This window comes from Sporolactobacillus sp. PKPK-6 (assembly GCF_056678885.1).
Window position 1 is genome coordinate 90,359 of record NZ_JBWXPA010000003.1, and the last position, 21,462, is coordinate 111,820.

Consider the following 21,462-nt stretch of genomic DNA (forward strand, 5'->3'; position numbering starts at 1 on the left):
AGGTTTTCTATTCCTATTTAAGCACTTCTCGCAAAAAAACGAAAGATGATTTTGTAATCCGTTTGCCCTAAAGCTTTTATAATAAAACACGCACCTCGATTTGGTTTTCTCAGCCAGACGAAGTGCTGTTATGCAAGCAAAAAAGCGCCCGATCACGAGGAGCGGAGCGCCGGCAGTTATTTGTTATTTCGTTGCAAGTCCGTTGACAGACTGAGCAATGGTCATCATTTCATCTTGTGTCAATTTATCTGAAGCGAGGAAGTAATCCGTTCCCCCATAAGACCAGTATAATGATTTATCTCCGCTGGAACCAATGGCAAATCCAAGATTTTCAGGGCTCCCGGTTGCAATCGTCGGTACGGAACTTACCGAGGTCCGACTTTTTGATTCAATGAGCGTGAACGGTTTCTTGCCCTCATATTTTAAAACATAACGATCGCCGACTTGAGTGGTTTGCGGTTTCACGGTCGCAAGCTTGGTTCCTGAAAGCATGGCCGTCGGATACAAAAGCTTGAACGAGGCATTTTCCGCCGTTGTCGTTTGTGTTTTCGTAATACGGGCCGCCGTCATGTTCGTTTTTACATCAAATGTTTTGTTATTCAGTGACGGATTCACTTTAAAGGATTTGAATTTGACCGTTACCACGACATTCTCATCCTTATCCTTGATCTGAACATTTTTTGGAGTCAGATCCTTTTTCAAAGAGATCGTTTGATTGGCCAGCTGTGTGGTATTGTAATTGGTTTTGGTTTTAAAAACGTACTGATTATCTTTTGCCGTGAATCCCGGATTCGGATCATTCAAAATATCCTTTGCCAGCGAGTGGTACAGATATGCTTGGCTTCGATTATTCGGCCAGTCGCTTTCAAACCGGTAGCTCTTATTTAATTCCGGAGTCAGGACAAAGACGCCTTCTTTATTGCGTAAGATCATTTGCTTGTTCTCTTTTTTCCCATCACTGAGCGCAACTTTGTAATAGTTTGGTTTCTTATACATGACATTAACTTGGTACGTTTGTTTCTTCCCATTATGCTGGAACGTCATGACTGCATCGGTTGAGTAGCTGTTGATATTTTCATAGCGCTTGTTCAGATCATTAATGACATCTTTTTCCGATTTGGTGCCGCATCCGGTTAATAACGCCAAAACCAGGATCGCGCCAAGCCATAATGCCGACCACTTTTTCATGTATCTCCAACCCCTTTGCCTCTATTCGGTGACAAAGGAGGAACTGCTTAAAGGTGCGCTGTTTCGCTGTAAAAGTGATGCAGAACAGGAGGAATCGCTTCAATAACATCAGTAGCCAGTACGTCGAGCAGAGAATGACCGTGCTCAACCAGATAGTCTGCAGTCGCGCCGTGCACATAGACTGCGTTACATATCGCATCCATCATTTGTTCGTGCTGCAGCAGAAAAGCAAGCAGGATGCCGGTCAGAATGTCGCCTGAACCGCCCTTAGCCATGGCGGCATTTCCGGTCGGGTTAACGACCTGCCGTCCGTCCGGAGCTGTAATGATCGTATACTTGCCTTTGAGTACCAGATAAACATGATACTTTTCCGCAAAAGCCTTGGAACAATTAAATCGGTCGCTTTCGATTTCCTTAACGGTATTGCCTGTCAGAGCCGCCATTTCACCCGGATGCGGCGACAGCACAGCAGGAACGCTGCGCCGAGTGAGCAGATCCAGATGGTGCTTCAAATGAATGAGCCCATCCGCATCGATGACGCAGGGCATCGCGCTGCTTTCTTCAACAACGCGGCAAACAAGAGCCTCCTCATGAGAATCCCTTCCAAGTCCCGGCCCAATCGCGACTCCGGTCACGCCATCAAGGCTGATCCCATCTCTTGGCATAAACATTGTCTCCGGCAGACGCCCGGCAATTAGAGGTTTAATCGCATTCGGAACACTAACTTTCAGCAATCCGATACCGGAACGAAGTGCCGACTTGGCTGAGAAAAAGGCTGCGCCCGACATATCGGTGCTGCCTGCAATCAGCAGCCCTTTGCCATGCGACCCTTTATGTGAAAAAGGATCACGCCACGGAAGTGTTCGAACAACGTCCGATCGCATCCGCAGGTCACGGCGAATGCCCGATTCACGATATGCGATACTCGGGATACCAATCGGAAGTACCTGAACGGCTCCAAAGGATCTGGCGGCAGGCAAGACAAACTGAGCCAGCTTGGGACATTCCAAGGTTAGGGTCCGGTCGGCGGCGACGGCTGGGTGTGTAAATGACTCACCGTTAGCAGGGACGCCGCTTGGCAGATCAATTGAAACAACCTCTGCACTTGAATGGTTGATTTGCTTGATCACCTCACCATATTCAGGATACGGTGCTCCATGAACGCCTGTCCCCAGCAAAGCATCAACAATCAGTTCCGAACGTTCCAACTGTCTTGCAAAGCGTTTGGGATCATCTTTTACTTGAAAGATTGTTCCCCCGCAAGTTAAATAAGCGTTCATGTGGTACGCAGCGTCTCCTGTAATTTTCTGCGGATCTGCTACGAGCCATGTGCTGACGCATACTTCACTGTCCATAAGCAGACGAGCTACGACAAATCCATCGCCCCCATTATTTCCTTTTCCAATAATGACCATGACTTGTTTTCCTGGTGTCAGTTCCGGCTCGATCGCCGCATATACGGCGCGACCCGCATTCTCCATAAGCACCGGTCCTCCCAGCCCGATATGTGTTATGGTGTACTGATCAATGTTCTGCATTTCTTCTCGCGAAACAACGTGCACAATAGTCCCTCCTAGCGTAATAAACTATATGAGACAAGGTTCTTTAATATGCAGACTAGCATGACAAGCTTTCAATAATAACAAAAGCTGCGGCGGTGTGATCTGTATGTGTAATTGATACGTGGACGGTGTCGCCGGAAGCGGTTCGATCCTCAAGCAGCGGTCTGCCAAGGGAGTCGTTGATGATGGTCAGGTCCTGAAAGGAAACGGATTTTCCGATTCCTGTACCGCATGCTTTCGCATATGCCTCTTTTGCAGAAAAGCGACCCGCCAGAAATTCCAGTTTGCGCTTGTCGCTGAGCATGTCGAATTGTTTGCGTTCCTTCTCAGTCAGGACACGATTGATAAACGCGTCCTGATGAATCTGTTTGGCTACTCGATCCAGTTCGATCAAATCAATGCCGATCCCTTTAATCATGGAATGCTCCCGCCTTATTTTTGCAGTATCTGTAAATTTCGGTTAATGAACCTCTATTAAAAAATAGATGAAAAAGGTTACATGCACATCGCTCGATCAATTGAGTTGACAAGTATTTATTTCTCGATTGTCTATGTGTAAAAGCTCTCAATGGCGGTTAAAATGGATGAACGATACCTGTTCGTCATGATCCGCCTATTCGGCGAACCACTTTTTCGCTACCACTGATTTCTATTTTACCCTATACTTAGTACAAGATCATTCCTCAAGGGGGTTTTATACTGCTTTGTTTATCAGAAACGAACCATTCAAGCTCTTTATAAAGCTTTACCCAATCACCACGATCATTCTGGCTGTCGATCTTTTCATTTATCTTCTGTTTTTAATCACCGGAACATGGCATGTTGCACCGGAATTTGCACTGCGTATGTTTGTGTTTTCCGCTGGATCCAATGATGCGATTTTGAATCAAGGTGCGTGGTGGCAGCTTGTAACACCCATTTTCCTTCATATTCATTTTTCACACATCTTATTCAACGCGTTCTCTCTTTTTATTTTTGGACCCGCGCTCGAAGTGATGTTGGGAAAATGGCGATACGCAACCGCCTTTTTGGCGACAGGGATCATTGCGAATATCGCCGCGCTGTTCCTTGAACCCGTGGGCTTCAGCCATTATGGGGCAAGCGGTGCGCTGTTCGGACTTTTGGGCATCTACATTTTTCTTGTTATTTTCAAGAGAGAGAGCATTTCAAGACAGGATCAGACGGTCGTCTTCGTCATCGTTCTCATCAGCTTGATCAGTTCATTCATCGGTGCAGATATTGATGTGATGGGGCATTTGATCGGTTTTCTGTCAGGATTGATACTCGCTCCACTGTTCTTTTTTAATAGAACCGAGTAAAGAATCCTATCATTTTATACTGCATCATCTATGAAAACGATTGTTTTTTGTTCAAAAATTGTTCATAATAGTGTTAGTTATTATGGTTAAAGATTTCCATTTTGAAAGGAGCTCCTCTTCATGGCATTCGTCATTACGTCAGCCTGCGAAAATGAAAAAGCAGGTGAGTGTATCGAAACATGTCCTGTAGATTGTATCGTAGAAGACCAGTTACAAATGTATATCGATCCCGATGTCTGCATTGACTGCGGCGCTTGCGAAGCGGTTTGCCCAGTCGAAGCAATTTTCCCGGAAGATGAAGTACCGGAAAAGGAACAGAAATACATTCAGATCAATCGCGATTTCTTCAAATCGAGATCTTGATCCTCAGATACGAAACCCCCGCTGCTCTTCATACGCAGCGGGGGTTTTGCTTTTTATCATTCAACGAACTATTTATTTAGTTGGGATAAGCACATGGGGATCGAGCCAATCCATAACTATGAGTTCAAGACATAGCGTTTAAGAAGCCCAATCCTATGACAATGATTTGCGGATGCGACCGTTAATGATGCGGATAAGCGGACACTACTTTGGCACTTTCCGTGATTGCCGTTAAAATTGTTGCCCGTGCCTGAGTGGTCATCAAACTTGCTTTCGCATACATTCTTCCTGACTGATCTCTGACATAATGAGGCTTGAGCCGATTCAGGCTCAATGCGTATACATCAAGTTTACATGTCTCGCAGTGGCATGAAATTGATAAATTCTCCCACTGTTGATCCAAAAGATCCTCTACTGCCGCTTCCATGACATTATGTACTGCATTCATGGTTAATCCTTCTTTCATCAAACAAAATCATATGTTTGCACGTAAAAAAGACATATTGCTCTACCACCGAATCGTAGCACACAACTAAAGCTCGCTCAAGATAATTTGGTATTATATTCCAGTATTTTTTTCTTTGATGATATCAACCCTTTAATTAGCGGATCAGCTATCCAGGGACACGCAGAAACCTAAAAAGATACCAGACTGGATATATGGCTCTTAGGATACATTTTAAAAGGGGCAGTAGGCGGCTTGGATTTCCTCTTCGGCGCAAAAATTCACTCAATAGGTTTGTACGAACCTGAAAAAAGACGTTACCAGTAACGGCAACGCCTTCTTTCAATTGTATCCGATCATTATTCAAGAATTTTAACTTTAACCGTGCGGCGCCCCCATTGGAGAGCCGATGAATTATCATTGAAGAATACATCAATTTTTCTGCCTTTAATTGCTCCCCCGGTATCTCCGGCAACGGCGTATCCGTAGCCTTCCACATAGAGCTTTGTTCCAAGCGGAATAACGGACGGATCGACAGCGATCACCTTGGCGTTCGGATTTTGCAGCAAATTGATTCCTGTCGCTGTCGTTCCGGAGCAGCCGTTACAGCGTGCCGTATAAGCGGTACTGTTCGCATAGAACTCCTTAACCGCAGCAACCGTCTCCGACTTTCGGATCACGCGTGTCTGCTTCGCCTTAGGTGCCTGTGCCGATTTGCTTTGGATTTTCTCAGGCTGTTGCACGTTTTCCGTTTTCACAGGTGCTGCTTTAACCGGTTTTGGCAACGGCTGCGGGTTGCGAAGCAGCTTCTCAATGCTTCCCCAGGTTTCCGGTCCAACAATACCATCAATATTAATTTCCTTCACCTTTTGCAGTGTGCGCACAGCATTTTCTGTCTTCTCGCCAAAATAGCCGTCAACAGGCAGATCATTGAATCCGACAGCTTTCAGCATCTGTTGAAGATAGGCGACTTCATTACCTTTCGAGCCTCTCGATAATAGATCCATATTCTTATTAATATACTCAATAAGTGCTGCTTTCGTCTGAGTCCCAACCACGCCATCGACATTGAGATCATTATTTTTTTGGAATTGCTCCACTGCTTTTTCCGTATTAGATCCAAAATACCCGTTCGTTTTAGTCAGAGGATATTCACCTGTCGCTTTTAAGATCGACTGTATGGTCTTCACTTCATCACTGTGCATCCCTTTCGTGAGAACGGTGTCATTGTTCAGGTGTGCAGCTGCAAAAGGCGGCAGGATAATGAATGTGGATGTAAAGGTTGTCGCCACGGCAACGCTTTTTGCAAGTGCAGTCCCGCTATAATACATTGATGTCTCCCCCCATCTTTGACCTCTTCTTTACTACTATGAACTGGGCCTGAGGAACATACTTTACATTTAGATGACAGGACTGGCCATTTGCACGTCTCAGCTTGTTCAAAGTACGACGTTTTGCCGGGATGAAGCATCAAAAGATAGGAACCATCTGACCACGAGAACTAATCATTGTGGGAGTGCATAGTGAATACAAACTGCTCATCATAGAACGGGAAAAGTTAAACAGGTGAATCGATTATCTAGCAGGTGAGGCCGTTATTCAGCAGGTGAGTCGAAATACGTTATGATTTCCCTAGGTTCGTTACAATTTTAATGTCTGCCTGCATATCTTCCATCGACTTTTCAGTAAGAAAATTAAAAACCCTGAGAAACGCGTGATCGTCTCTCAGGGCTCTGTATGGTTATTTACTGCTTTCCAGCGCGCTGTCTATTGACTGCTTCAAAAGATCATAATTCAGTCCGTCTTCAAGCATCTTGTCGCCGACAAAAATGGCCGGGGTCCCCGGGACACCTAGTGATTCGGCAATCGCTTCATCTTTGTCCACATCATCTTGGCGTGATTTAGTATCCAAGGCATTTTGGAATGCCTTTAAATCTATGGATGGAACCGTCTTCTTGGCAATGTCGGTGAGCAGTTTCTTTGTTACCCATTGTTCCTTCTCACTCTTTTGCGCATCAAAAACCGCTTTATGGAATGCCCAGAACGCTTTCGGATTTTGATGATACACTTCCTCAGAAGCATTTGCGGCCAAAACGGATCCGGAACCAAGTACCGTATAATTGATAAAGTACAAGCTGATTTTTCCAGTTTTTATATACTCTTTTTCAAGCTTAGGAACCACCGTTTCCTCAAATTGCTTACAGTAAGGACAACGATAGTCCGAAAATACCGTCACTTTCACAGGGGCATTACTGCTGCCGATAAAGGGCTGACCTTGATAGTCAATGCGCGTCGTCTGTTCCGTGCGGTGCGTCGGCTGTTTTTTCGGTTTCGCCTCTTTGTGACTCAGATTACTGAAGATCATGACTGCAATTGCCGCAATCAAAACAATGACAACGATCGAACTGAAAATGACAATTCGACCTTTCTTTGGATCATTGGTCCCTTTTGAGGGACGCTTAGTGTCTGACATTGTCTCACCTCTCATAGTTCTATTCGCCGGATGTCTGCGGATGATTATGTATCTTTAATTTGTTTCCTGTTATTGGCTGTCTGCCGACATTCAATGGGAAACGTCTTCGATACTTTATGATAACAGGTCGCCTGTCCATTCAGCTAGTAATCAGTTTCATTTATTTCCCAATCCTCTAATTTGAAACCATTGAGATTGTTAAAAGTTGCTATAATAATTGCAGGTGTTGACCATGCTGTTGATGAAACGTGTCATCAGTGACTTCAGATCATTAAGCGGGGACACATTATGGAACACATTCAGACATTATTTTATACATACGGATATTTTTTTGTTTTTCTTTTTCTGTTTTGCGGATTGATCGGCATTCCCGCTGCAGAAGAATCATTCCTGCTCTTTGTCGGCGTAACCCTTTCTCAGATTTCCGCTACTGATTACCAGCTCAGCCTCACACTCTGCATTCTCATGGCGGTTCTGGGTGCCTCCTCGGGAATGGTCAGTGCCTACCTCATCGGTTATTACATTGGCGAACCGTTTATGATGAGGTACGGGAAATATATCGGTCTGACTCCGAAACGGTGGAAAGTTGCTCAGGATCGGTTCCAGCGTCACACTGTTCTCGCTATTATTGCCGGTTATTTTATTCCCGGCATCCGCCAGATTAATCCTTATTTAGCCGGACTCAGTCGTGCGCGTTTTGCGTCGTACCTTCCCGCATCCGTGCTCGGAGCTCTAATTTGGTCATCTCTTTTTCTCATGCTCGGCTACTTTATGGGCAATCAGATTCACCACTTTCTTGGTTTAGGCTTGTTCCATTTTATTTTAGTCGGCGTTGTTCTATTCGTCGGATTTATCATTATTACGATCATACAATTTAAAAAGAAAAAATAAGCGGCCGATGTAAAGGCCGCTTATTTTGCACGATTAATCATTGAAACAACGATGCGATCGCATTAAAAATGGAGGAGAAAAAGTCGCCAATCGCTTGAAACACCTTTGCTAAAAATCCTTTGGTCTCGCCGGAATTCGCAAGCTGATTGACTTTATCCTTGAGCTGCTGCATCTGACTTCCAACCTGACCCCAGTCAATATGCAAGGTGCGCATTTTATCGAAAAGATCCACAAGCTTCTGGATATCCGCGTCGCTCAGCTTCACATTTACTTGGTTAGCCGAGTCGCGTACCGCTTGTTCGACATCTGCTCTTGATTGCGGTTTGTTCTTAGCAAGGTTATCCTTTATGGCTGTGACGAGATCTGCAGCCTTTTGTTTGCCGACTCCGTCTTGATTTGCAAGTTCGGCCGTTGTAACGACTTCCTCATTAGCAACCTGTTTTTTCGCTTCAGGAATCACTTCACCGGTCTTGGCTTCATATGCCTTGATCAGACCGGTCAGTGCAGCAGTTCCTGACACAGGAAACGGCGCCGTCACATAAACATCGGCATCCTTCACGCCGGCTGTCGCGAGTGCATTGATGTACATATCTTTAGATACATAAGTAATATTATGCGTGCTCGCGGTCAAACCCGAGCCTGATTTCCCAATCGTAATCTTCGACGAGCTGAGTGCACGTGTGCCGATTTGTGCCGAAGATAAATAGTTATCAAGATATTTATGTTCTTCACTGTTATTGACCGTAATGATCTGAGCAGAATCAGGATCCACGCCCATCTCATTCAAAATCGACTGTTTCTGTGCCGCCGTTAAATTTGCACCTAGGGTCACCACGACGTCACCGGTCACAGCATCTGCAGATGCCTTCGCCGGCATAAAAACTGAAATTGCGAGTATCGCCGCAAAAACAATCATACTCATTTTTTTCATATTCATCATGAATTCCTTTCCGGGATGCGAGAACGAAGTTGGCCCGCTCCCAAAAGATCTATCCTAATTCTATTCGCTGCAATCCATTCTATTTGAACGTCATATTAGAAAATGTGCCTGCTTAACTACTGCCGGATCAACCGACAAATCTGCCTCATGAACCGCAAAAATCGAGCCCGAAACAAGTCTTGTCTACTCCTTTCAGGCTCACATTCGAAACAAAAGTTCACTTATTCCGCAATTTCGAAATCAATCGCAAGAGAATCCACAAGTCCGACTTCTTTCAGGTATGAAACACAAGCCTGATGCTCAGGTGACGGTGTATAGAACTCATGGTCTTTCTTGGAACGAAAACGCGTGGTCAGCGCCATTGAATAGCCTTTGCCGCGTGTCGAGTAATTCTGTCCGGATTGGATATCAAGAATACCCGGCAGTTTATCCTTTAATTCGCGCAGTCTGCGTGCGCCTTCTTCTTTTTGCGCTTCGGTTGTTTCGTCACTGAATTTGAAAAGCACAATATGTTCAATCATCAATAACCCTCTCTTCAACATGTTCTCTAACACTCGTCTGTTCCTATGATAGCATTTTTTCATCTGTACATGCTTATTTTAAAGATCTTCACACAGATGAATGATTTTTTCTTTTTTTCAGGCAAACAAAAAAGAAAACATGGTGATTGCTCAGATCATGTCTTCTTCTCATCATTTGTTTAAGAATTTCAGTATTGAATCTTAAAGAATTGCACTTGCGCCTTTGCCTTGTACTGCGCGTTTCTGTTCTTTTTCCTTAATATATCGAACCAATTCAACGGTCATTGAGTAATGGGTCATCGGCGTGATCAAATAAATGCCTCTGAAATGTTCCATCGCAGTATCAATCAATTCACGGCAAATGTTCAGACTTACGCGGCGTGCCTCTTCTTTTCCTTGAGCAGCAGCCATTCGAGCACGAACATCGTCGGGCAGTCGGATTCCCGGCACTTCATTATGAAGAAATTCAGCATTGCGACTTGAGGTCAGCGGCATAATGCCAATATAGATCGGTGCAGCGAGATTTCGCGTTGCTTCACTGATTTCGATGATTCGCTCCTTATCGAAAACAGGCTGCGAGATAAAGTAATCGGCACCGCATTCTACTTTGCGTTCCAAACGCTGTACGGCGCGATCCAAATTACGCACATTTGGATTGAAGGCTGCCGCCACCCGGAAATGAGTCGGTTGCTTCAGACTTTTTCCAGAGTATGAAATACCGCGATTGAACTGTTTGACCAGCTTAATCAGTTCCATTGACGACACATCGTATACCGAGGTTGCACCGGGGAAGTCTCCGATTTTCGTCGGATCACCGGTGACCACCAAAAGATCATGCAAACCGAGCACGTGCAAGCCGAGCAAATGCGACTGCAACCCGATCAGATTCCGATCTCGGCAGGTAAGGTGTACAAGCGGAGAAACACTGAACCGTTCTTTAATCAGCTTGCCGACTGCAGCATTGCTGATTCGCGGCGAGGCAAGCGAGTTGTCGGCCATTGTAATCGCGTCTGCTCCCGCCTCCTCAAGTGCTTTGACTCCTTTAAAAAAGTGATCGGTATTCAGGTGACGCGGGGTATCAAATTCAACAAATATGGATCGTCCGCTCATGACCTTTTTATAAAGCGGCGAATCGGGAACCGCATCATGGCCGCTCACTTTAATAACTTCAGGCCGTTCTGCAACCCTTTTCGACTCTAGGGGTTCAAGCTCTGCAATGCCTTGTTTGAAGGCTTGGATCTGCACCGGTGTCGTGCCGCAGCAGCCGCCGAGCAGCCGAACGCCTTCATTACGAAAATCGGCCGCATATTTTCTGAAATACTCAGGCTCATTTTCATAATGCAGCTTGCCTTCGCGGTAATCAGGAAGACTGCTGTTCGGATATGCAGAAAGAAATGCTTTTTTCGGCAGCGGAATGCCGCGCAGCGCTTCAATCATATGGAATGGACCAAGCCTGCAGTTCGTGCCTACAACGTCTGCGCCGAGTGCTTCCAGTTCCCTTAACGCTTCTGAAAGTGCCATTCCATTTAACAATACGCCCGGCTCCTGCATCGACACATGCGTAATGATCGGCTGATCGGTCATCTTGCGTGCAATCTTCAGCATTTCCCGAAGTTCATCAAAGTCGTAATAAGTCTCAAGTAATAGTCCGTCGACACCTTCATCAAGCAATGCATATGCTTGTTCACTGAATCCTGCGCGAATGTCTTCAATAGCCAGTGATTGCTTTTGGAACCCGCGAATACCGCCGATTGTGCCAAGTACATAGGTTTCCGGTTTTGCCGCTTCCTTAGCCAGCTTCACCGCCGCGCGATTAAAAACAGTGACCTCATGCTTCAGTCCATATCGATCGAGCTTGATTTGATTTGCTCCATAGGTATTCGTCTGGATCACATCGGCGCCTGCATTAATATACGCTTCATGAACATGCTTCACTTCTTCAGCCTGAGAGACATTGAGTTCCTCAAAACATCGGTCAATTCCATACGAGTAAAGCAGCGTGCCCATCGCGCCGTCACCGATCAATATTCGTTTTTTTAATTCATCACGAATCGATTGCTTCATTAATCTACGCTCCTTACGGTCACCTTCTCATGATTTCGCACAAAATCAAGTGCATTACTGAAATCGCGAATAAGATCTTCAGCATCCTCAAGGCCTACTGATAAGCGCAAAAGTCCGCTTCCGATGCCTGCCTTTTCACGCTCTTCCTCATTCAACTCTGCATGCGACATTTTCGGCGGATACGAGAGAATCGATTCCACCGCACCGAGACTGACTGCGAATACGGGCAGCTTTACATGATTGACAAAGGTGCGCGCGGCTGCCTCGTCTTCCAACTCAAACGACAGAACCGCGCCGCCTGAAGCTGCCTGCTCAGCGTGGAGTTTGGATCCGGGGTGATCAGACAGACCTGGATAAAATACGTTGCGGACTTCCGATTGCGTCGTGAAAAATTCGGCGACACGCTGCGCCGAATCCGCTGATTTGCGAATACGGACGTCAAGGGTTTTCAGACCCCTGAGGAGCAGCCAGGAATCCTGAACACCAAGAACGGCACCAAGCGCATTTTGGAGAAAATAGACTTTATCTGCAAGCTCTTCCGTGCGCGCAACGGCAAGACCGGCAACGACATCGCTGTGTCCGGAAATAAACTTCGTCGCACTGTGCAGGACAAGATCCGCCCCAAGTTCGAGCGGTCGCTGGAATACAGGAGTCATGAAGGTGTTATCAACGAAGGTCAAACATCGATGCGCTTTAGCTAGTTTGACAACAGCTCGAATATCCGTCACGGCCAGCGTCGGATTGGACGGTGTTTCCACGTAGATCACCTTTGTATTTGGACGGATTGCCTGCTCTACCTCATCAAGGTTTGTTGTGTCGACAAACGTATGATCAATTCCGAAACGACCGAGGACCTGGGTCAGAATCCGAAAGGTACCTCCATACACATTCTTCGGAACAATGGCGTGATCACCCGCAGAAAGGAGTAAAAATGCCGTAGAAATCGCAGCCATTCCAGACGCGAATGCAAACCCGCGAACGCCGCCTTCCAAGGCAGCAATCGCATCTTCAAGTGCTTCACGCGTTGGATTTCCGGACCGTGTATAGTCATACTTACCATAATGATCAAAGTCCTTTTGATGAAAGGTTGATGATAAATAAACAGGCACATTTGCCGCCCCTGTTTGTGGATCGACAGCAACCGTTTCTTTTATTAGTTTGGTAGAAAAATGAATCGATTCACTCATGTGCGGTCACCTCTTCTTTTAACGTCTGAAATGCTTGATTCAAATCGCTAATCAAATCGTCCGGGTGCTCAATACCGGTCGAAAGACGAAGCAATGAATTAGACAGGCCGTATTCAAGACGCAGAGCTTCGGGAATATCTGCATGAGTCTGCGTTGCCGGATAGGTAATCAGACTTTCAACACCACCGAGACTTTCGGCAAAGGTGATCAAGTGCAGCGATTTGAGAAAAGGTTCGACATAATCCGGCGCGGTTAATTCAAAGCTGACCATTCCGCCTTTGCCTGGATAAAGCACCTTGGTCACAAGCGGCTGCTTCTCGAGATAGGCAACAATCTTGCGTGCGTTCTCCTGATGCTGGCGCATACGCAGGGCGAGCGTTTTCAAGCCACGTATCAGAAGCCACGAATCAAACGGATCAAGAACCACGCCACATGAATTATGATAGAGTCGCAGTTTCTCAGTAACTTTTGTTCGATTTGAGATCACAAGACCTGCAAGCACATCATTATGTCCGGCCAAATATTTTGTTGCACTGTGCACGACAATGTCGGCTCCCTGTTCAATCGGGCGTTGCAGAATCGGTGTGTAAAATGTATTGTCAACGATAAGCAGCAATTCATTTTTTTTCGTAATCTTTGCGATTGCCGATAGATCAACCTCGTGCATCAACGGATTGGTCGGTGTTTCAATGAAAATTGCTTTTGTCTCCGGACAGACAAGATCAGCTAATTCACCCAGATTTTCGCCGTCCCAATAAGAGAATGAGAGATGGTACTGCTTACTCAGAATCTCAAAAAAGCGGAAGGTACCGCCATAGAGATCTCTTGAAGCAATAATATGATCCCCGGAGCTGAATAATGAAAAAGCGAGCTGAATCGCGCTCATTCCTGAGCTGCAGGCAAAGCCCTCCTGACCGCCTTCTATATCGGCAATTGCCTTCTCCAAAATAGATCGTGTCGGATTGCCCGTGCGCGTATAGTCATAGCCTTTTGAGATGCCGATTCCTTCATGTTTATAAGCGGTAGATAGATAAATTGGCGCGTTGACTGCACCCAATTCATCAAAACCATTCCCGATTTGTGTTAATTTTGTTTCTGTCTTATACGATGCCATGTCGCCATTCTCCCTTCAAAACAAATACATTTAAGTTCACCAGATAGATCGTGAGTCGCTTATACAATTCAAAAATAGGTAAAATAAAAAGCCTTCTTCGCAATAAGAAGAAGGCTTGGTTTGCCGGTATCTTCTTATCCCTCAGGCCGCACGCAGCCTGCTGGAATTAGCACCTTGTCGCCATTCGTAAATCAGCGACGGTTGCTGAAGCGTCATCGGGCCAGTCCCTCGGCTTCTCTTGATAAGAATCAAAATGTCTCATTCAGTTGTTGATTAGTGTACACTAGTGCGCCCAATTTTTCAAGGCCTTATTCGCACCGAAAAGCAGCTGTTCAATCCTGACCTGAGCTTTCATTTCCCAGCTGATTGAACGAAAACGCTGCAGCGTCCAGTCACTTTTATCTCGGCAGATCATCCTTATACTTTTTTCTCAAAGCGCTCAATTGATCCAATCTCTGCATATTTTTGTCTTGCTGTTTCTCACTGAGCGACAAGATCAGATTCTCAACCAGGTAAGTCGCTGCAATCATGGAATGGAATTCATCCTTTTCTCCGCGGCTCGCAAATAAAAGAGCGTCGAAGGCGTGGTGCGTCCGAAGCACCGGTTGATCGGTGATGACAATCGTCCGATAGCCTGCCGACGCCCCGTAATCCAGGAGCACGTCGCCTTCCTTCAATATTCGTGAAAAAGCAAAAATCAACACGACGCAGTTTTTGTCAATATGGACCAAATCTTCGAGCAGCTCGCTCCCCCATTTGCGCAGGATAACAACCGTTACGCCAAACCGAGCCAACCGGTAATTCAGCAATTCCGCAAGGCCGATCGATGGTCCCGGAGCATAAATGTAGAGCTTCTTCGCTTCCTGAATCAAAGCAACCGCACGCTCGAAATAAGCCTTGTTGAAATGATTCAACGTCACCTGCAGGAGCTGGACACTCTTATTCAAATGATGAATCTGCAATTTGGTGTGTTCAAGATCGTCAATGGTGTTCATCATTTTTTTTGCCGGCGTAATTTCAAGATCTTCTCTTAATTTCCGCTTGTAATCTTTCAAATTTTTAAACCCAATCATCATCCAAAAACGGGAAACAGAGGCAATGCTCACTCCTGATTCTTTAGCGATTTCTTTTTCAGTCAACAGCATAACTGCTGATTCATTGTGCTGCAGCCATTGGGCAATTTTCAGATGTGTCGGCGAAAGCAGGCTGATATTAATGGGACTGCGACTCATGAGATCACCTTTTTTTGCTTTCATCATAGCATTAGCGTCGCTGATTTCGCAGTTCTATGAAAATAAAATTACATTATTATATAAAATAATAATTTATTTACACTAGATTCACATGATTCCCACGGTTCATTAACAGTGATTTTCTATACTACAAGAGAAGTTAAAATTCAGGAGGGACACCAATGACGCAAATCAAAGAACGCTACACGCTGACCCAGCCCCAGAAAATGATGGTTTTTATCTTGTCGATGTCTTTATACGGATTATCCAACATGATTACCGAACTTGTACCGGAAGTAAATATCGGACCTGTTAATTTCTCAATTGAGTACTTCGCATTTATTCCTTTGACGCTGTGCATCCTGTTCCATCCTTTCTATGCCGCAATCGGCGCATCTGTCGGTGAAGTTATTTTCGGCGAAGTGATGCTCGGTCAGTTCAGCGGTTTCGGAGAAATAGAGAAACTGGTCATCTTCACCTTGGCGATGTATGTTGCCGGAATCATCGTTAACAATCCCAAGAGCCGGGTTCAAGTCGGCATTGCCGCAATGACCGGTGTGATTATTCACCAATTTCTCAATATGATTTCAGATATTACCAAGGTCTGGATCGGCGTCGATGACTTTGAAGCCGTTTCCGGTCTTCCTCAAAGTGTAGTTGCAATCGAGGGCTTCTCATTCCTGAATGACGTGCTGTTCTCGGGGATCCTATTTGCCCTCCTGCCAACGCTCTACCTCGTTCCGCGTTTGTATGGAAAAATCGAACCGCTGCTCGGCATGAAGCCGCGCGATAACAAGACCAAATATCCGATCAGCGGCATCCTTAAACCACGTTTCATCATCATCGGTGTCCTGCTTTCGGCTGTCGCGATGGGATGCGAGTTCCTGTCTGAAGCCGGGATTGATATCTTTGAATGGGAAGCAGAATTTGGAGACACGGCAATTTGGATCAGTCTGGCCGCAGCCGCTGTCGTTGCCCTGATCACCATCATTGTACTTGTTACAGGAAAAAACAAAGCGAAGCGCAGTATGGCCAATGAATGAACTCATTCATGTGGAGAACGTGACCTTTCAATACCCAGGCGCCGAACATCCGGTTTTAAAAAAAATGAACTTATCCGTTGAAAAAGGCGCGTTTCTTGCGGTAATCGGCAGCAACGGAAGTGGAAAATCAACCCTGTGCAAGCTCTTTAACGGGTTGATTCCCCATTTTTACACCGGAGATTTTGAGGGCTCCGTAACTGTAAACGGATTGAATATACTCAACAGCAGCGTCGCCGATCTATCCTGCCATGTCGGCTATGTATTCCAGGACTTTGAAAATCAGCTTGTTCAGGCGCGTGTTTTGGAAGATGCCTCGTTCGCTCCGCTTAATTTCGGCATGGAGGATTACTTGCAGCGTGGTCGCCGGGCACTGGAACTCGTCGGGCTCGCCCATTTGGCGGATGAATTTGTTTGGCAACTGAGCGGCGGACAAAAGCATTTGCTCGCACTCGCCGGCTGTCTGGCAATGAATCCAGACATCATTGTCATCGATGAGCCAACGGCGCAACTGGACCCTTATCATGCCAAAGAGATCTATGAGGTTTTGAAAAAGTTGAATAAACAGTATGGAAAAACAATCATATCGATTGAACACCATACCGAATTTATCGCTGAATACTGCGATACGGTTCTTCTGCTGAATAAGGGATCAGTCATTTGGAAACGGCCGATGCGTCAAGCGCTGTCTGAAGTCGATCTATTAACAGAATTGAACATTTACCCGCCTCAGGCAGCCCAGGCTGCCAGCCGGCTCGGTGCCGATCACGTGCCGATCACCTTAAACGAAGCGGTTGCTTTTTTCAAAGAAATGATTCCGCGAAGCACGCCATCTGTCCCAAAGCCTGAGCCCGTACAGGCTCAGGAAGAGCCGGTCATCCGATTTGATCAGGTCGGCTTTTCTTATAAATCGATGAATAAGAAACAGGCGCAGGTTTTAAAGAATATTAATCTTTCACTATTCAAAGGCGAACAGGTCGCCATTGTCGGCAACAACGGCGCAGGCAAGTCAACCCTGCTTCGGCTGATCACAGGCGTCAAAAAGCCGGAAAGCGGCACGCTCACCGTCCGCTCGCAATCCGTCGCTTCATGCACACCGGAAAAAATGGCGGATCACGTCGCCTACATCTATCAGAATCCTGAGCAGATGTTCATTGACGATTCAGTAAAAAAAGACGTTGCCTTTTTCCCAAAGGCGAGAAAAATCAAGGACTATGAAAACAAAATTGATGAGATTTTGGAGCAGTTCGATTTAGTCGACCTGCAGGACAAAGACAGCCGTCTGATGAGTGGCGGACAACAGCGCCGGGCATCACTTGCAATCGGTGCCGCCATGAATCCGTCGGTCATTCTGCTTGATGAACCGACTGCCAGTCTTGATATGGCAACGCGAAAGCACCTGACACAATTCATCTTGAAATTAAAGGAGCAGATCGATCTTGTCATGATCGCCACCCATGACATGCAGCTTGTCAGCGAATGGGCGACGCGCGTTATTGTGCTCCATCACGGGCAGATCATTTTTGACGGCGGCAAAGAGGAACTCTTTTCAAACCCGGCGCTGATGGATAAAGCCGGACTTGTCCCCCCGCAAATCGTTACGCTCAGTCTCGCATTGAACGTCGATCCGGTTGACTATTCGGTTGATTCCTTTATCAATCGATTTAAGGAGGTGCCAGAAGAATGGCCGCTGCAAAAAGCTTCGCAGATAAATTAAGCTTCGAACAGATTAAGATTGAGTTGCTGAATACAGCCTATGGCAATGATCGAACGCTGATCGCAAAGCTGGATCCGCGGACCTTGTTCCTGTGGTACACCTTTTTTGGGATCGCTCCGTGGTTCATCTATAGCAAAATGATACTCGCCGGCATGCTGGTCTTTGTGATTGGCACAACGATTATGACCAAGGTCAGCCGTTTGATTATTTTCATTCTGATCCTGGGATTACTTGGCGAAAGCGGCTACCTGCTTATTGCATCGTTTTTTTTCGGAGGCAACTTGGGGATTATTGTCCCACTCCTCACGTTGACCATGAAACTATCAGTCATTTCACTCGCCAGTATTACCGCATTCTGTTCGATGAGTCCTGAGCGATTGGGTGAGGGCCTGCTTCGCATCGGCGTACCGGGTCAGGTATCGTTCAGTATCTCCTACGGCTACCGAATGCTTCCGACCTTGTTTGAAGAATACAATCACATTTTCATGTCTTATCGCCTGCGCGGAAAAAGTCCCGAAAAACACGGACTTTTCTACTTTCGAACGGTGATCTATTTCATCAAACTGGCGGTCAAATCCTTTTATCCGCTGCTGCTCAGCATGGCCAAACGTGCGCGGACGACCGTTGAAGCGCTGGAGACCAAGGGCGGGCAATACGCGTTTAAGAATCCTGCAGTGAAAAAGCTGAAACTGGCAAATTTAAAGATCGGCAAAAATGATTATTTCTTTTTGCTGATTTCTGTTCTGTATTTAATCTCAATTTTTATTTCAAGCCATTATGTTCAATTTTAGGAGGCTGAGTACGTGAATATTGATTTTCATACCCATGTTAAGGTTGCAAAGAAGTCCGATTTTTCCCCGGACTATTTTAAAGAAATGATTCATGAGGCAAAGCTTGCTGGTCTTGATGCCATCGCACTTACCGAGCACTTCAATACATCCAGCCTTGAGACGGTCTACAACTATCTGGACGAAAACTACGATTACATTGACGATTATTACGACGCAGACGGTCTGAAGATTTTCCCGGGGATGGAAGTGGATGTTCGCGAAGTCGGCCATATCCTCTTAATCAGCCGCCGCGAAAACCTTCGTTCCATGTTTCAAACGCTGAAGCATCATTTAAGCAAGGACAATTTCCTGCCATTCAGTGAGCTGATGGATTTAGCTGAGCAGTATAACGTACTGAAAATCGGTGGGCATCCGTTTCGCCCGGCGACCCCTCTGACTCAGCATGCATCGCAGCAGCTCAAGCGGCTCGATGCTCTGGATCCGAACGGAAAAGATCTGTATACTCTGGGCATCGAAGCGAACCAAAATAAAGTTTATCCGTTCGCGCGTTCACTTGGCCTGCCCGTAACCGGGGGCAGCGACACACACCAATTCATGCAATACGGAACGGTGATCAACACATTGCGCGATGACTGCACGACGATTGATCAGCTTAAAGCAGCGATAGATAGTGGCGCCTATGCGATTCATATATCGGATGACCTGTCTCTGCGTGTCAAATCAGCCACTTTAATTAAAAAATTGGTGAAACGACTGCTTGAGAAAGAAAATGCGCTTCACATTATTTAAAATTAAATGCAATCGCAGTAAAAAAACCTTCCTGTCATAAGACATGGAAGGTTTCTTTCATTTTATATAATTGTCCGCAGTCAATTCTTTTCCCATGTTTCATGAATAAACGCATCACGTCCGGATTCCACACGTTCAGCCTTGTAACGGTCGGGATGCTTTTGGTAAAACTTTTGGTGCTCCTCTTCCGCTGGGTAAAACGGTGCCGCAGGCAGAATTCGAGTCACGATCGGTTTGATAAAGCGTCCGCTCGAGGCTAAATCCGCTTTGGACTGCTCTGCCGCCTTTTTTTGCGCCTCATTATGGTAAAAAATTGCGGTCCGATAGTTGTCGCCGCGGTCAAAGAACTGTCCGCCGTCATCGGTCGGATCGACCTGAGTCCAGTACAATTCGAGAAGTTTATCGTATGGAAACAATTCAGGGTTGAAGAGAATCTGAATGGCTTCCATATGGCCGGTCGTTCCGGTTTTCACTTGCTCATAGGTGGGATTTTCAATCGTACCGCCTGAATAACCGGAAATGACTTTTTCAATCCCTGGTAAAGTGTCAAATGGCTTCACCATGCACCAAAAGCATCCCCCAGCGAAGGTCGCCATCTCAAGATTTGCTGTCATCTTCTTTTTCTCCCTCTTGCTGCTCCGGCTCATTTTTCACTAAAGGAAGCCGCACATTGAATGTTGTCCCTTTACCGAGCTCGCTTTCCACATCAATTTTCCCGCGATGCTTTGCCACGATCCATTCGGCAATCGATAGGCCAAGACCGGTGCCTTTTTGGCCGGTACGTGCGCTGTCCACTTGATAGAAACGGTCGAAAATATGTTTGGCATCCTGTTCCGATATGCCGCATCCGCTGTCGGATACGGTCAGCCGGGCAGACTTGTTCTCCCGCGCGCATGCAACTGTAATCTTTCCACCCTTTGGCGTAAATTTCATCGCGTTATCCAAAAGGATGACAAGCAGCTGATGCACACGTTGTTCATCACCATTAATGTAAATGGGATCGTCCGCCCCGTCAAGTATGAAGAATTTCTCTTCGAACTCTGCCATTTCCGAGAAGGGTTCGGTTACCTTTCTCAGTACCGCGCTCAAGTCAAGCGGAGCCAAACTTACTTCAAGCCTATTCGCGTCCGAACGCGCCAAGGTCAGCAGATTTCCGACAAGTTTGGACAGCCTGCGCGTCTCGTCAAGCATGACCGCAATATCCTCGCCGACCTCCTGAACCTTTTGCCGCGGCTGCCGAAGCAGACCTTCGATTTTCAGTTGGATAATCGAAAGCGGTGTACGCAACTCATGTGACGCATCGGCTACAAAGCGATTTTGCCGATCCCATGCCTTTTCAACCGGTCGAAGCGCGTACCTCGCAAGGAAATAGCCGACAACAACAGAGACAATTGCTCCGCCAATAAGCCCATAAACAATGATCATACTTAGCGTGTTTAACAAATTTTTCTCCGGTGTCACGTCAACGCTGAAGATAATCTTAAGTGATTGACCATCGACTTTCCCGGTTTTGACCAACAAGTGATAATAATTTCCGTGTGCCTTCTTTTCAACAATACTTCCCGAAGGAGTATTTAAGAATGGTTTAAAAAATTGTTTCGCTTCGGTAGTACCTATTAAAGCATCCAAACTGGATTGAATCTGTCCATTGCTGCTTGTGAGGACCCAGGTCAGCCTCGGATTTCGCAACCGTTTGTCCATCCCCCCCTGGCGTTGATCCTGTAGGGGGCCGCTGCGAAAAGGCACTTTCCCCGAAGCCGCATCCCTCAAGACCTTATTACTGTCTCGAAAGGTCACGCCCTGTTCATAGAAATAAATGGTCCCAC

At 46.2% G+C, this 21,462-nt stretch carries 22 protein-coding genes and 1 riboswitch; of the genes, 7 read left to right on the forward strand and 15 right to left on the reverse strand.

From position 1 onward, the window contains the following. Positions 1–183: 183 nt before the first annotated feature. From AC1MBV_RS16525 to acpS, 3 genes are read right to left on the reverse strand one after another with little or no spacing between them, the layout of a single operon-like run. Complete coding sequence (locus AC1MBV_RS16525; protein WP_255749049.1) at positions 184–1,188, reverse strand: LolA family protein; 1,005 nt, start codon at positions 1,186–1,188, stop codon at positions 184–186. A 47-nt stretch (positions 1,189–1,235) separates the two neighbouring features. Then, the gene (locus AC1MBV_RS16530) at positions 1,236–2,750 is read right to left on the reverse strand and encodes an NAD(P)H-hydrate dehydratase (protein WP_480948818.1); all 1,515 of its coding nucleotides are present in this window, start codon (positions 2,748–2,750) and stop codon (positions 1,236–1,238) included. Between the two features lie 55 nt (positions 2,751–2,805). Then, positions 2,806–3,168 carry a holo-ACP synthase gene (acpS, locus tag AC1MBV_RS16535; protein WP_480948819.1) on the reverse strand — a complete coding sequence of 121 codons (363 nt, stop codon included), beginning with the start codon at positions 3,166–3,168 and terminating at the stop codon, positions 2,806–2,808. 286 nt (positions 3,169–3,454) lie between these two features. On the opposite strand from acpS, the gene AC1MBV_RS16540 reads away from it, so the two are divergent. Both AC1MBV_RS16540 and AC1MBV_RS16545 read left to right on the forward strand, forming a co-directional pair. Further along, a complete protein-coding gene (locus AC1MBV_RS16540; protein WP_255749045.1) occupies positions 3,455–4,069 on the forward strand; it encodes a rhomboid family intramembrane serine protease in 615 nt (204 codons plus the stop codon). A 120-nt stretch (positions 4,070–4,189) separates the two neighbouring features. Beyond that, a complete protein-coding gene (locus AC1MBV_RS16545; protein WP_480948820.1) occupies positions 4,190–4,432 on the forward strand; it encodes an indolepyruvate ferredoxin oxidoreductase subunit alpha in 243 nt (80 codons plus the stop codon). Between the two features lie 181 nt (positions 4,433–4,613). On the opposite strand, the gene AC1MBV_RS16550 is transcribed toward AC1MBV_RS16545, so the two are convergent. The 3 genes from AC1MBV_RS16550 to AC1MBV_RS16560 all read right to left on the reverse strand — a co-directional run bounded on the left by AC1MBV_RS16550 (position 4,614) and on the right by AC1MBV_RS16560 (position 7,350). Continuing rightward, a complete protein-coding gene (locus AC1MBV_RS16550) occupies positions 4,614–4,880 on the reverse strand; it encodes a late competence development ComFB family protein (protein WP_255749042.1) in 267 nt (88 codons plus the stop codon). A gap of 356 nt (positions 4,881–5,236) precedes the next feature. Beyond that, positions 5,237–6,208, reverse strand: a complete 972-nt coding sequence (locus tag AC1MBV_RS16555; RefSeq protein ID WP_304654900.1) for a peptidoglycan-binding protein — start codon at positions 6,206–6,208, stop codon at positions 5,237–5,239. 410 nt (positions 6,209–6,618) lie between these two features. Further along, positions 6,619–7,350 carry a DsbA family protein gene (locus tag AC1MBV_RS16560; protein ID WP_255749040.1) on the reverse strand — a complete coding sequence of 244 codons (732 nt, stop codon included), beginning with the start codon at positions 7,348–7,350 and terminating at the stop codon, positions 6,619–6,621. Between the two features lie 288 nt (positions 7,351–7,638). Between AC1MBV_RS16560 and AC1MBV_RS16565 the strand changes: the two genes are divergently transcribed. Further along, positions 7,639–8,241, forward strand: a complete 603-nt coding sequence (locus AC1MBV_RS16565; RefSeq protein ID WP_255749038.1) for a DedA family protein — start codon at positions 7,639–7,641, stop codon at positions 8,239–8,241. A 37-nt stretch (positions 8,242–8,278) separates the two neighbouring features. Here the strand turns inward: AC1MBV_RS16565 and AC1MBV_RS16570 are convergent, their stop codons facing one another. From AC1MBV_RS16570 to AC1MBV_RS16600, 7 genes are all read right to left on the reverse strand, one after another. Next, entirely contained in the window at positions 8,279–9,172 is an 894-nt protein-coding gene (locus AC1MBV_RS16570) for a DUF1002 domain-containing protein (protein WP_255749061.1), read from the reverse strand. 230 nt (positions 9,173–9,402) lie between these two features. Next, positions 9,403–9,702 carry a Dabb family protein gene (locus tag AC1MBV_RS16575; protein ID WP_255749037.1) on the reverse strand — a complete coding sequence of 100 codons (300 nt, stop codon included), beginning with the start codon at positions 9,700–9,702 and terminating at the stop codon, positions 9,403–9,405. Positions 9,703–9,903: 201 nt separating this feature from the next. After that, complete coding sequence (locus tag AC1MBV_RS16580) at positions 9,904–11,766, reverse strand: bifunctional homocysteine S-methyltransferase/methylenetetrahydrofolate reductase (protein WP_480948821.1); 1,863 nt, start codon at positions 11,764–11,766, stop codon at positions 9,904–9,906. Then, positions 11,766–12,953 (reverse strand): cystathionine beta-lyase, encoded by a 1,188-nt coding sequence (metC, locus tag AC1MBV_RS16585; RefSeq protein WP_480948822.1) that lies wholly within the window; start codon positions 12,951–12,953, stop codon positions 11,766–11,768. The genes AC1MBV_RS16580 and metC overlap by 1 nt, the downstream gene beginning before the upstream one ends. After that, positions 12,946–14,067, reverse strand: coding sequence for a PLP-dependent transferase (locus AC1MBV_RS16590; protein WP_480948823.1), 1,122 nt, complete (start codon positions 14,065–14,067; stop codon positions 12,946–12,948). The genes metC and AC1MBV_RS16590 overlap by 8 nt, the downstream gene beginning before the upstream one ends. 131 nt (positions 14,068–14,198) lie before the next feature. Further along, positions 14,199–14,315, reverse strand: a riboswitch (SAM riboswitch). Between the two features lie 35 nt (positions 14,316–14,350). Continuing rightward, on the reverse strand, positions 14,351–14,482 hold the full coding sequence (locus tag AC1MBV_RS16595) for a hypothetical protein (RefSeq protein ID WP_480948824.1): 132 nt from the start codon (positions 14,480–14,482) through the stop codon (positions 14,351–14,353). After that, on the reverse strand, positions 14,466–15,299 hold the full coding sequence (locus tag AC1MBV_RS16600; protein ID WP_480948825.1) for a MurR/RpiR family transcriptional regulator: 834 nt from the start codon (positions 15,297–15,299) through the stop codon (positions 14,466–14,468). The genes AC1MBV_RS16595 and AC1MBV_RS16600 overlap by 17 nt, the downstream gene beginning before the upstream one ends. A gap of 182 nt (positions 15,300–15,481) precedes the next feature. Between AC1MBV_RS16600 and AC1MBV_RS16605 the strand changes: the two genes are divergently transcribed. From AC1MBV_RS16605 to AC1MBV_RS16620, 4 genes are read left to right on the forward strand one after another with little or no spacing between them, the layout of a single operon-like run. Continuing rightward, the gene (locus AC1MBV_RS16605; protein ID WP_480948826.1) at positions 15,482–16,342 is read left to right on the forward strand and encodes a DUF8171 family membrane protein; all 861 of its coding nucleotides are present in this window, start codon (positions 15,482–15,484) and stop codon (positions 16,340–16,342) included. Then, positions 16,335–18,056, forward strand: a complete 1,722-nt coding sequence (locus tag AC1MBV_RS16610; protein WP_480948827.1) for an ABC transporter ATP-binding protein — start codon at positions 16,335–16,337, stop codon at positions 18,054–18,056. Before AC1MBV_RS16605 ends, AC1MBV_RS16610 begins: the two co-directional genes overlap by 8 nt. Next, the gene (locus AC1MBV_RS16615) at positions 18,023–18,847 is read left to right on the forward strand and encodes an energy-coupling factor transporter transmembrane component T family protein (protein WP_480948828.1); all 825 of its coding nucleotides are present in this window, start codon (positions 18,023–18,025) and stop codon (positions 18,845–18,847) included. The genes AC1MBV_RS16610 and AC1MBV_RS16615 overlap by 34 nt, the downstream gene beginning before the upstream one ends. 12 nt (positions 18,848–18,859) lie before the next feature. Beyond that, complete coding sequence (locus tag AC1MBV_RS16620; RefSeq protein WP_480948829.1) at positions 18,860–19,636, forward strand: PHP domain-containing protein; 777 nt, start codon at positions 18,860–18,862, stop codon at positions 19,634–19,636. Positions 19,637–19,716: 80 nt separating this feature from the next. On the opposite strand, the gene msrA is transcribed toward AC1MBV_RS16620, so the two are convergent. Continuing rightward, the gene (msrA, locus tag AC1MBV_RS16625; RefSeq protein WP_480948830.1) at positions 19,717–20,250 is read right to left on the reverse strand and encodes a peptide-methionine (S)-S-oxide reductase MsrA; all 534 of its coding nucleotides are present in this window, start codon (positions 20,248–20,250) and stop codon (positions 19,717–19,719) included. Beyond that, the gene (locus AC1MBV_RS16630; protein WP_480948831.1) at positions 20,234–21,337 is read right to left on the reverse strand and encodes a sensor histidine kinase; all 1,104 of its coding nucleotides are present in this window, start codon (positions 21,335–21,337) and stop codon (positions 20,234–20,236) included. The genes msrA and AC1MBV_RS16630 overlap by 17 nt, the downstream gene beginning before the upstream one ends. Positions 21,338–21,462 lie beyond the last annotated feature (125 nt).

Bases quoted from the DNA above. Each gene is read 5' to 3' on its own strand.
- AC1MBV_RS16525 (WP_255749049.1), bottom strand. From the start codon at position 1,188: ATGAAAAAGTGGTCGGCATTATGGCTTGGCGCGATCCTGGTTTTGGCG.
- acpS (WP_480948819.1), bottom strand. From the start codon at position 3,168: ATGATTAAAGGGATCGGCATTGATTTGATCGAACTGGATCGAGTAGCC.
- AC1MBV_RS16545 (WP_480948820.1), top strand. From the start codon at position 4,190: ATGGCATTCGTCATTACGTCAGCCTGCGAAAATGAAAAAGCAGGTGAG.
- AC1MBV_RS16550 (WP_255749042.1), bottom strand. From the start codon at position 4,880: ATGAATGCAGTACATAATGTCATGGAAGCGGCAGTAGAGGATCTTTTG.
- AC1MBV_RS16555 (WP_304654900.1), bottom strand. From the start codon at position 6,208: ATGTATTATAGCGGGACTGCACTTGCAAAAAGCGTTGCCGTGGCGACA.
- AC1MBV_RS16560 (WP_255749040.1), bottom strand. From the start codon at position 7,350: ATGTCAGACACTAAGCGTCCCTCAAAAGGGACCAATGATCCAAAGAAA.
- AC1MBV_RS16565 (WP_255749038.1), top strand. From the start codon at position 7,639: ATGGAACACATTCAGACATTATTTTATACATACGGATATTTTTTTGTT.
- AC1MBV_RS16570 (WP_255749061.1), bottom strand. From the start codon at position 9,172: ATGAAAAAAATGAGTATGATTGTTTTTGCGGCGATACTCGCAATTTCA.
- AC1MBV_RS16575 (WP_255749037.1), bottom strand. From the start codon at position 9,702: ATGATTGAACATATTGTGCTTTTCAAATTCAGTGACGAAACAACCGAA.
- AC1MBV_RS16580 (WP_480948821.1), bottom strand. From the start codon at position 11,766: ATGAAGCAATCGATTCGTGATGAATTAAAAAAACGAATATTGATCGGT.
- metC (WP_480948822.1), bottom strand. From the start codon at position 12,953: ATGAGTGAATCGATTCATTTTTCTACCAAACTAATAAAAGAAACGGTT.
- AC1MBV_RS16590 (WP_480948823.1), bottom strand. From the start codon at position 14,067: ATGGCATCGTATAAGACAGAAACAAAATTAACACAAATCGGGAATGGT.
- AC1MBV_RS16595 (WP_480948824.1), bottom strand. From the start codon at position 14,482: ATGATCTGCCGAGATAAAAGTGACTGGACGCTGCAGCGTTTTCGTTCA.
- AC1MBV_RS16600 (WP_480948825.1), bottom strand. From the start codon at position 15,299: ATGAGTCGCAGTCCCATTAATATCAGCCTGCTTTCGCCGACACATCTG.
- AC1MBV_RS16605 (WP_480948826.1), top strand. From the start codon at position 15,482: ATGACGCAAATCAAAGAACGCTACACGCTGACCCAGCCCCAGAAAATG.
- AC1MBV_RS16610 (WP_480948827.1), top strand. From the start codon at position 16,335: ATGAATGAACTCATTCATGTGGAGAACGTGACCTTTCAATACCCAGGC.
- AC1MBV_RS16615 (WP_480948828.1), top strand. From the start codon at position 18,023: ATGGCCGCTGCAAAAAGCTTCGCAGATAAATTAAGCTTCGAACAGATT.
- msrA (WP_480948830.1), bottom strand. From the start codon at position 20,250: ATGACAGCAAATCTTGAGATGGCGACCTTCGCTGGGGGATGCTTTTGG.
- AC1MBV_RS16630 (WP_480948831.1), bottom strand. From the start codon at position 21,337: ATGGACAAACGGTTGCGAAATCCGAGGCTGACCTGGGTCCTCACAAGC.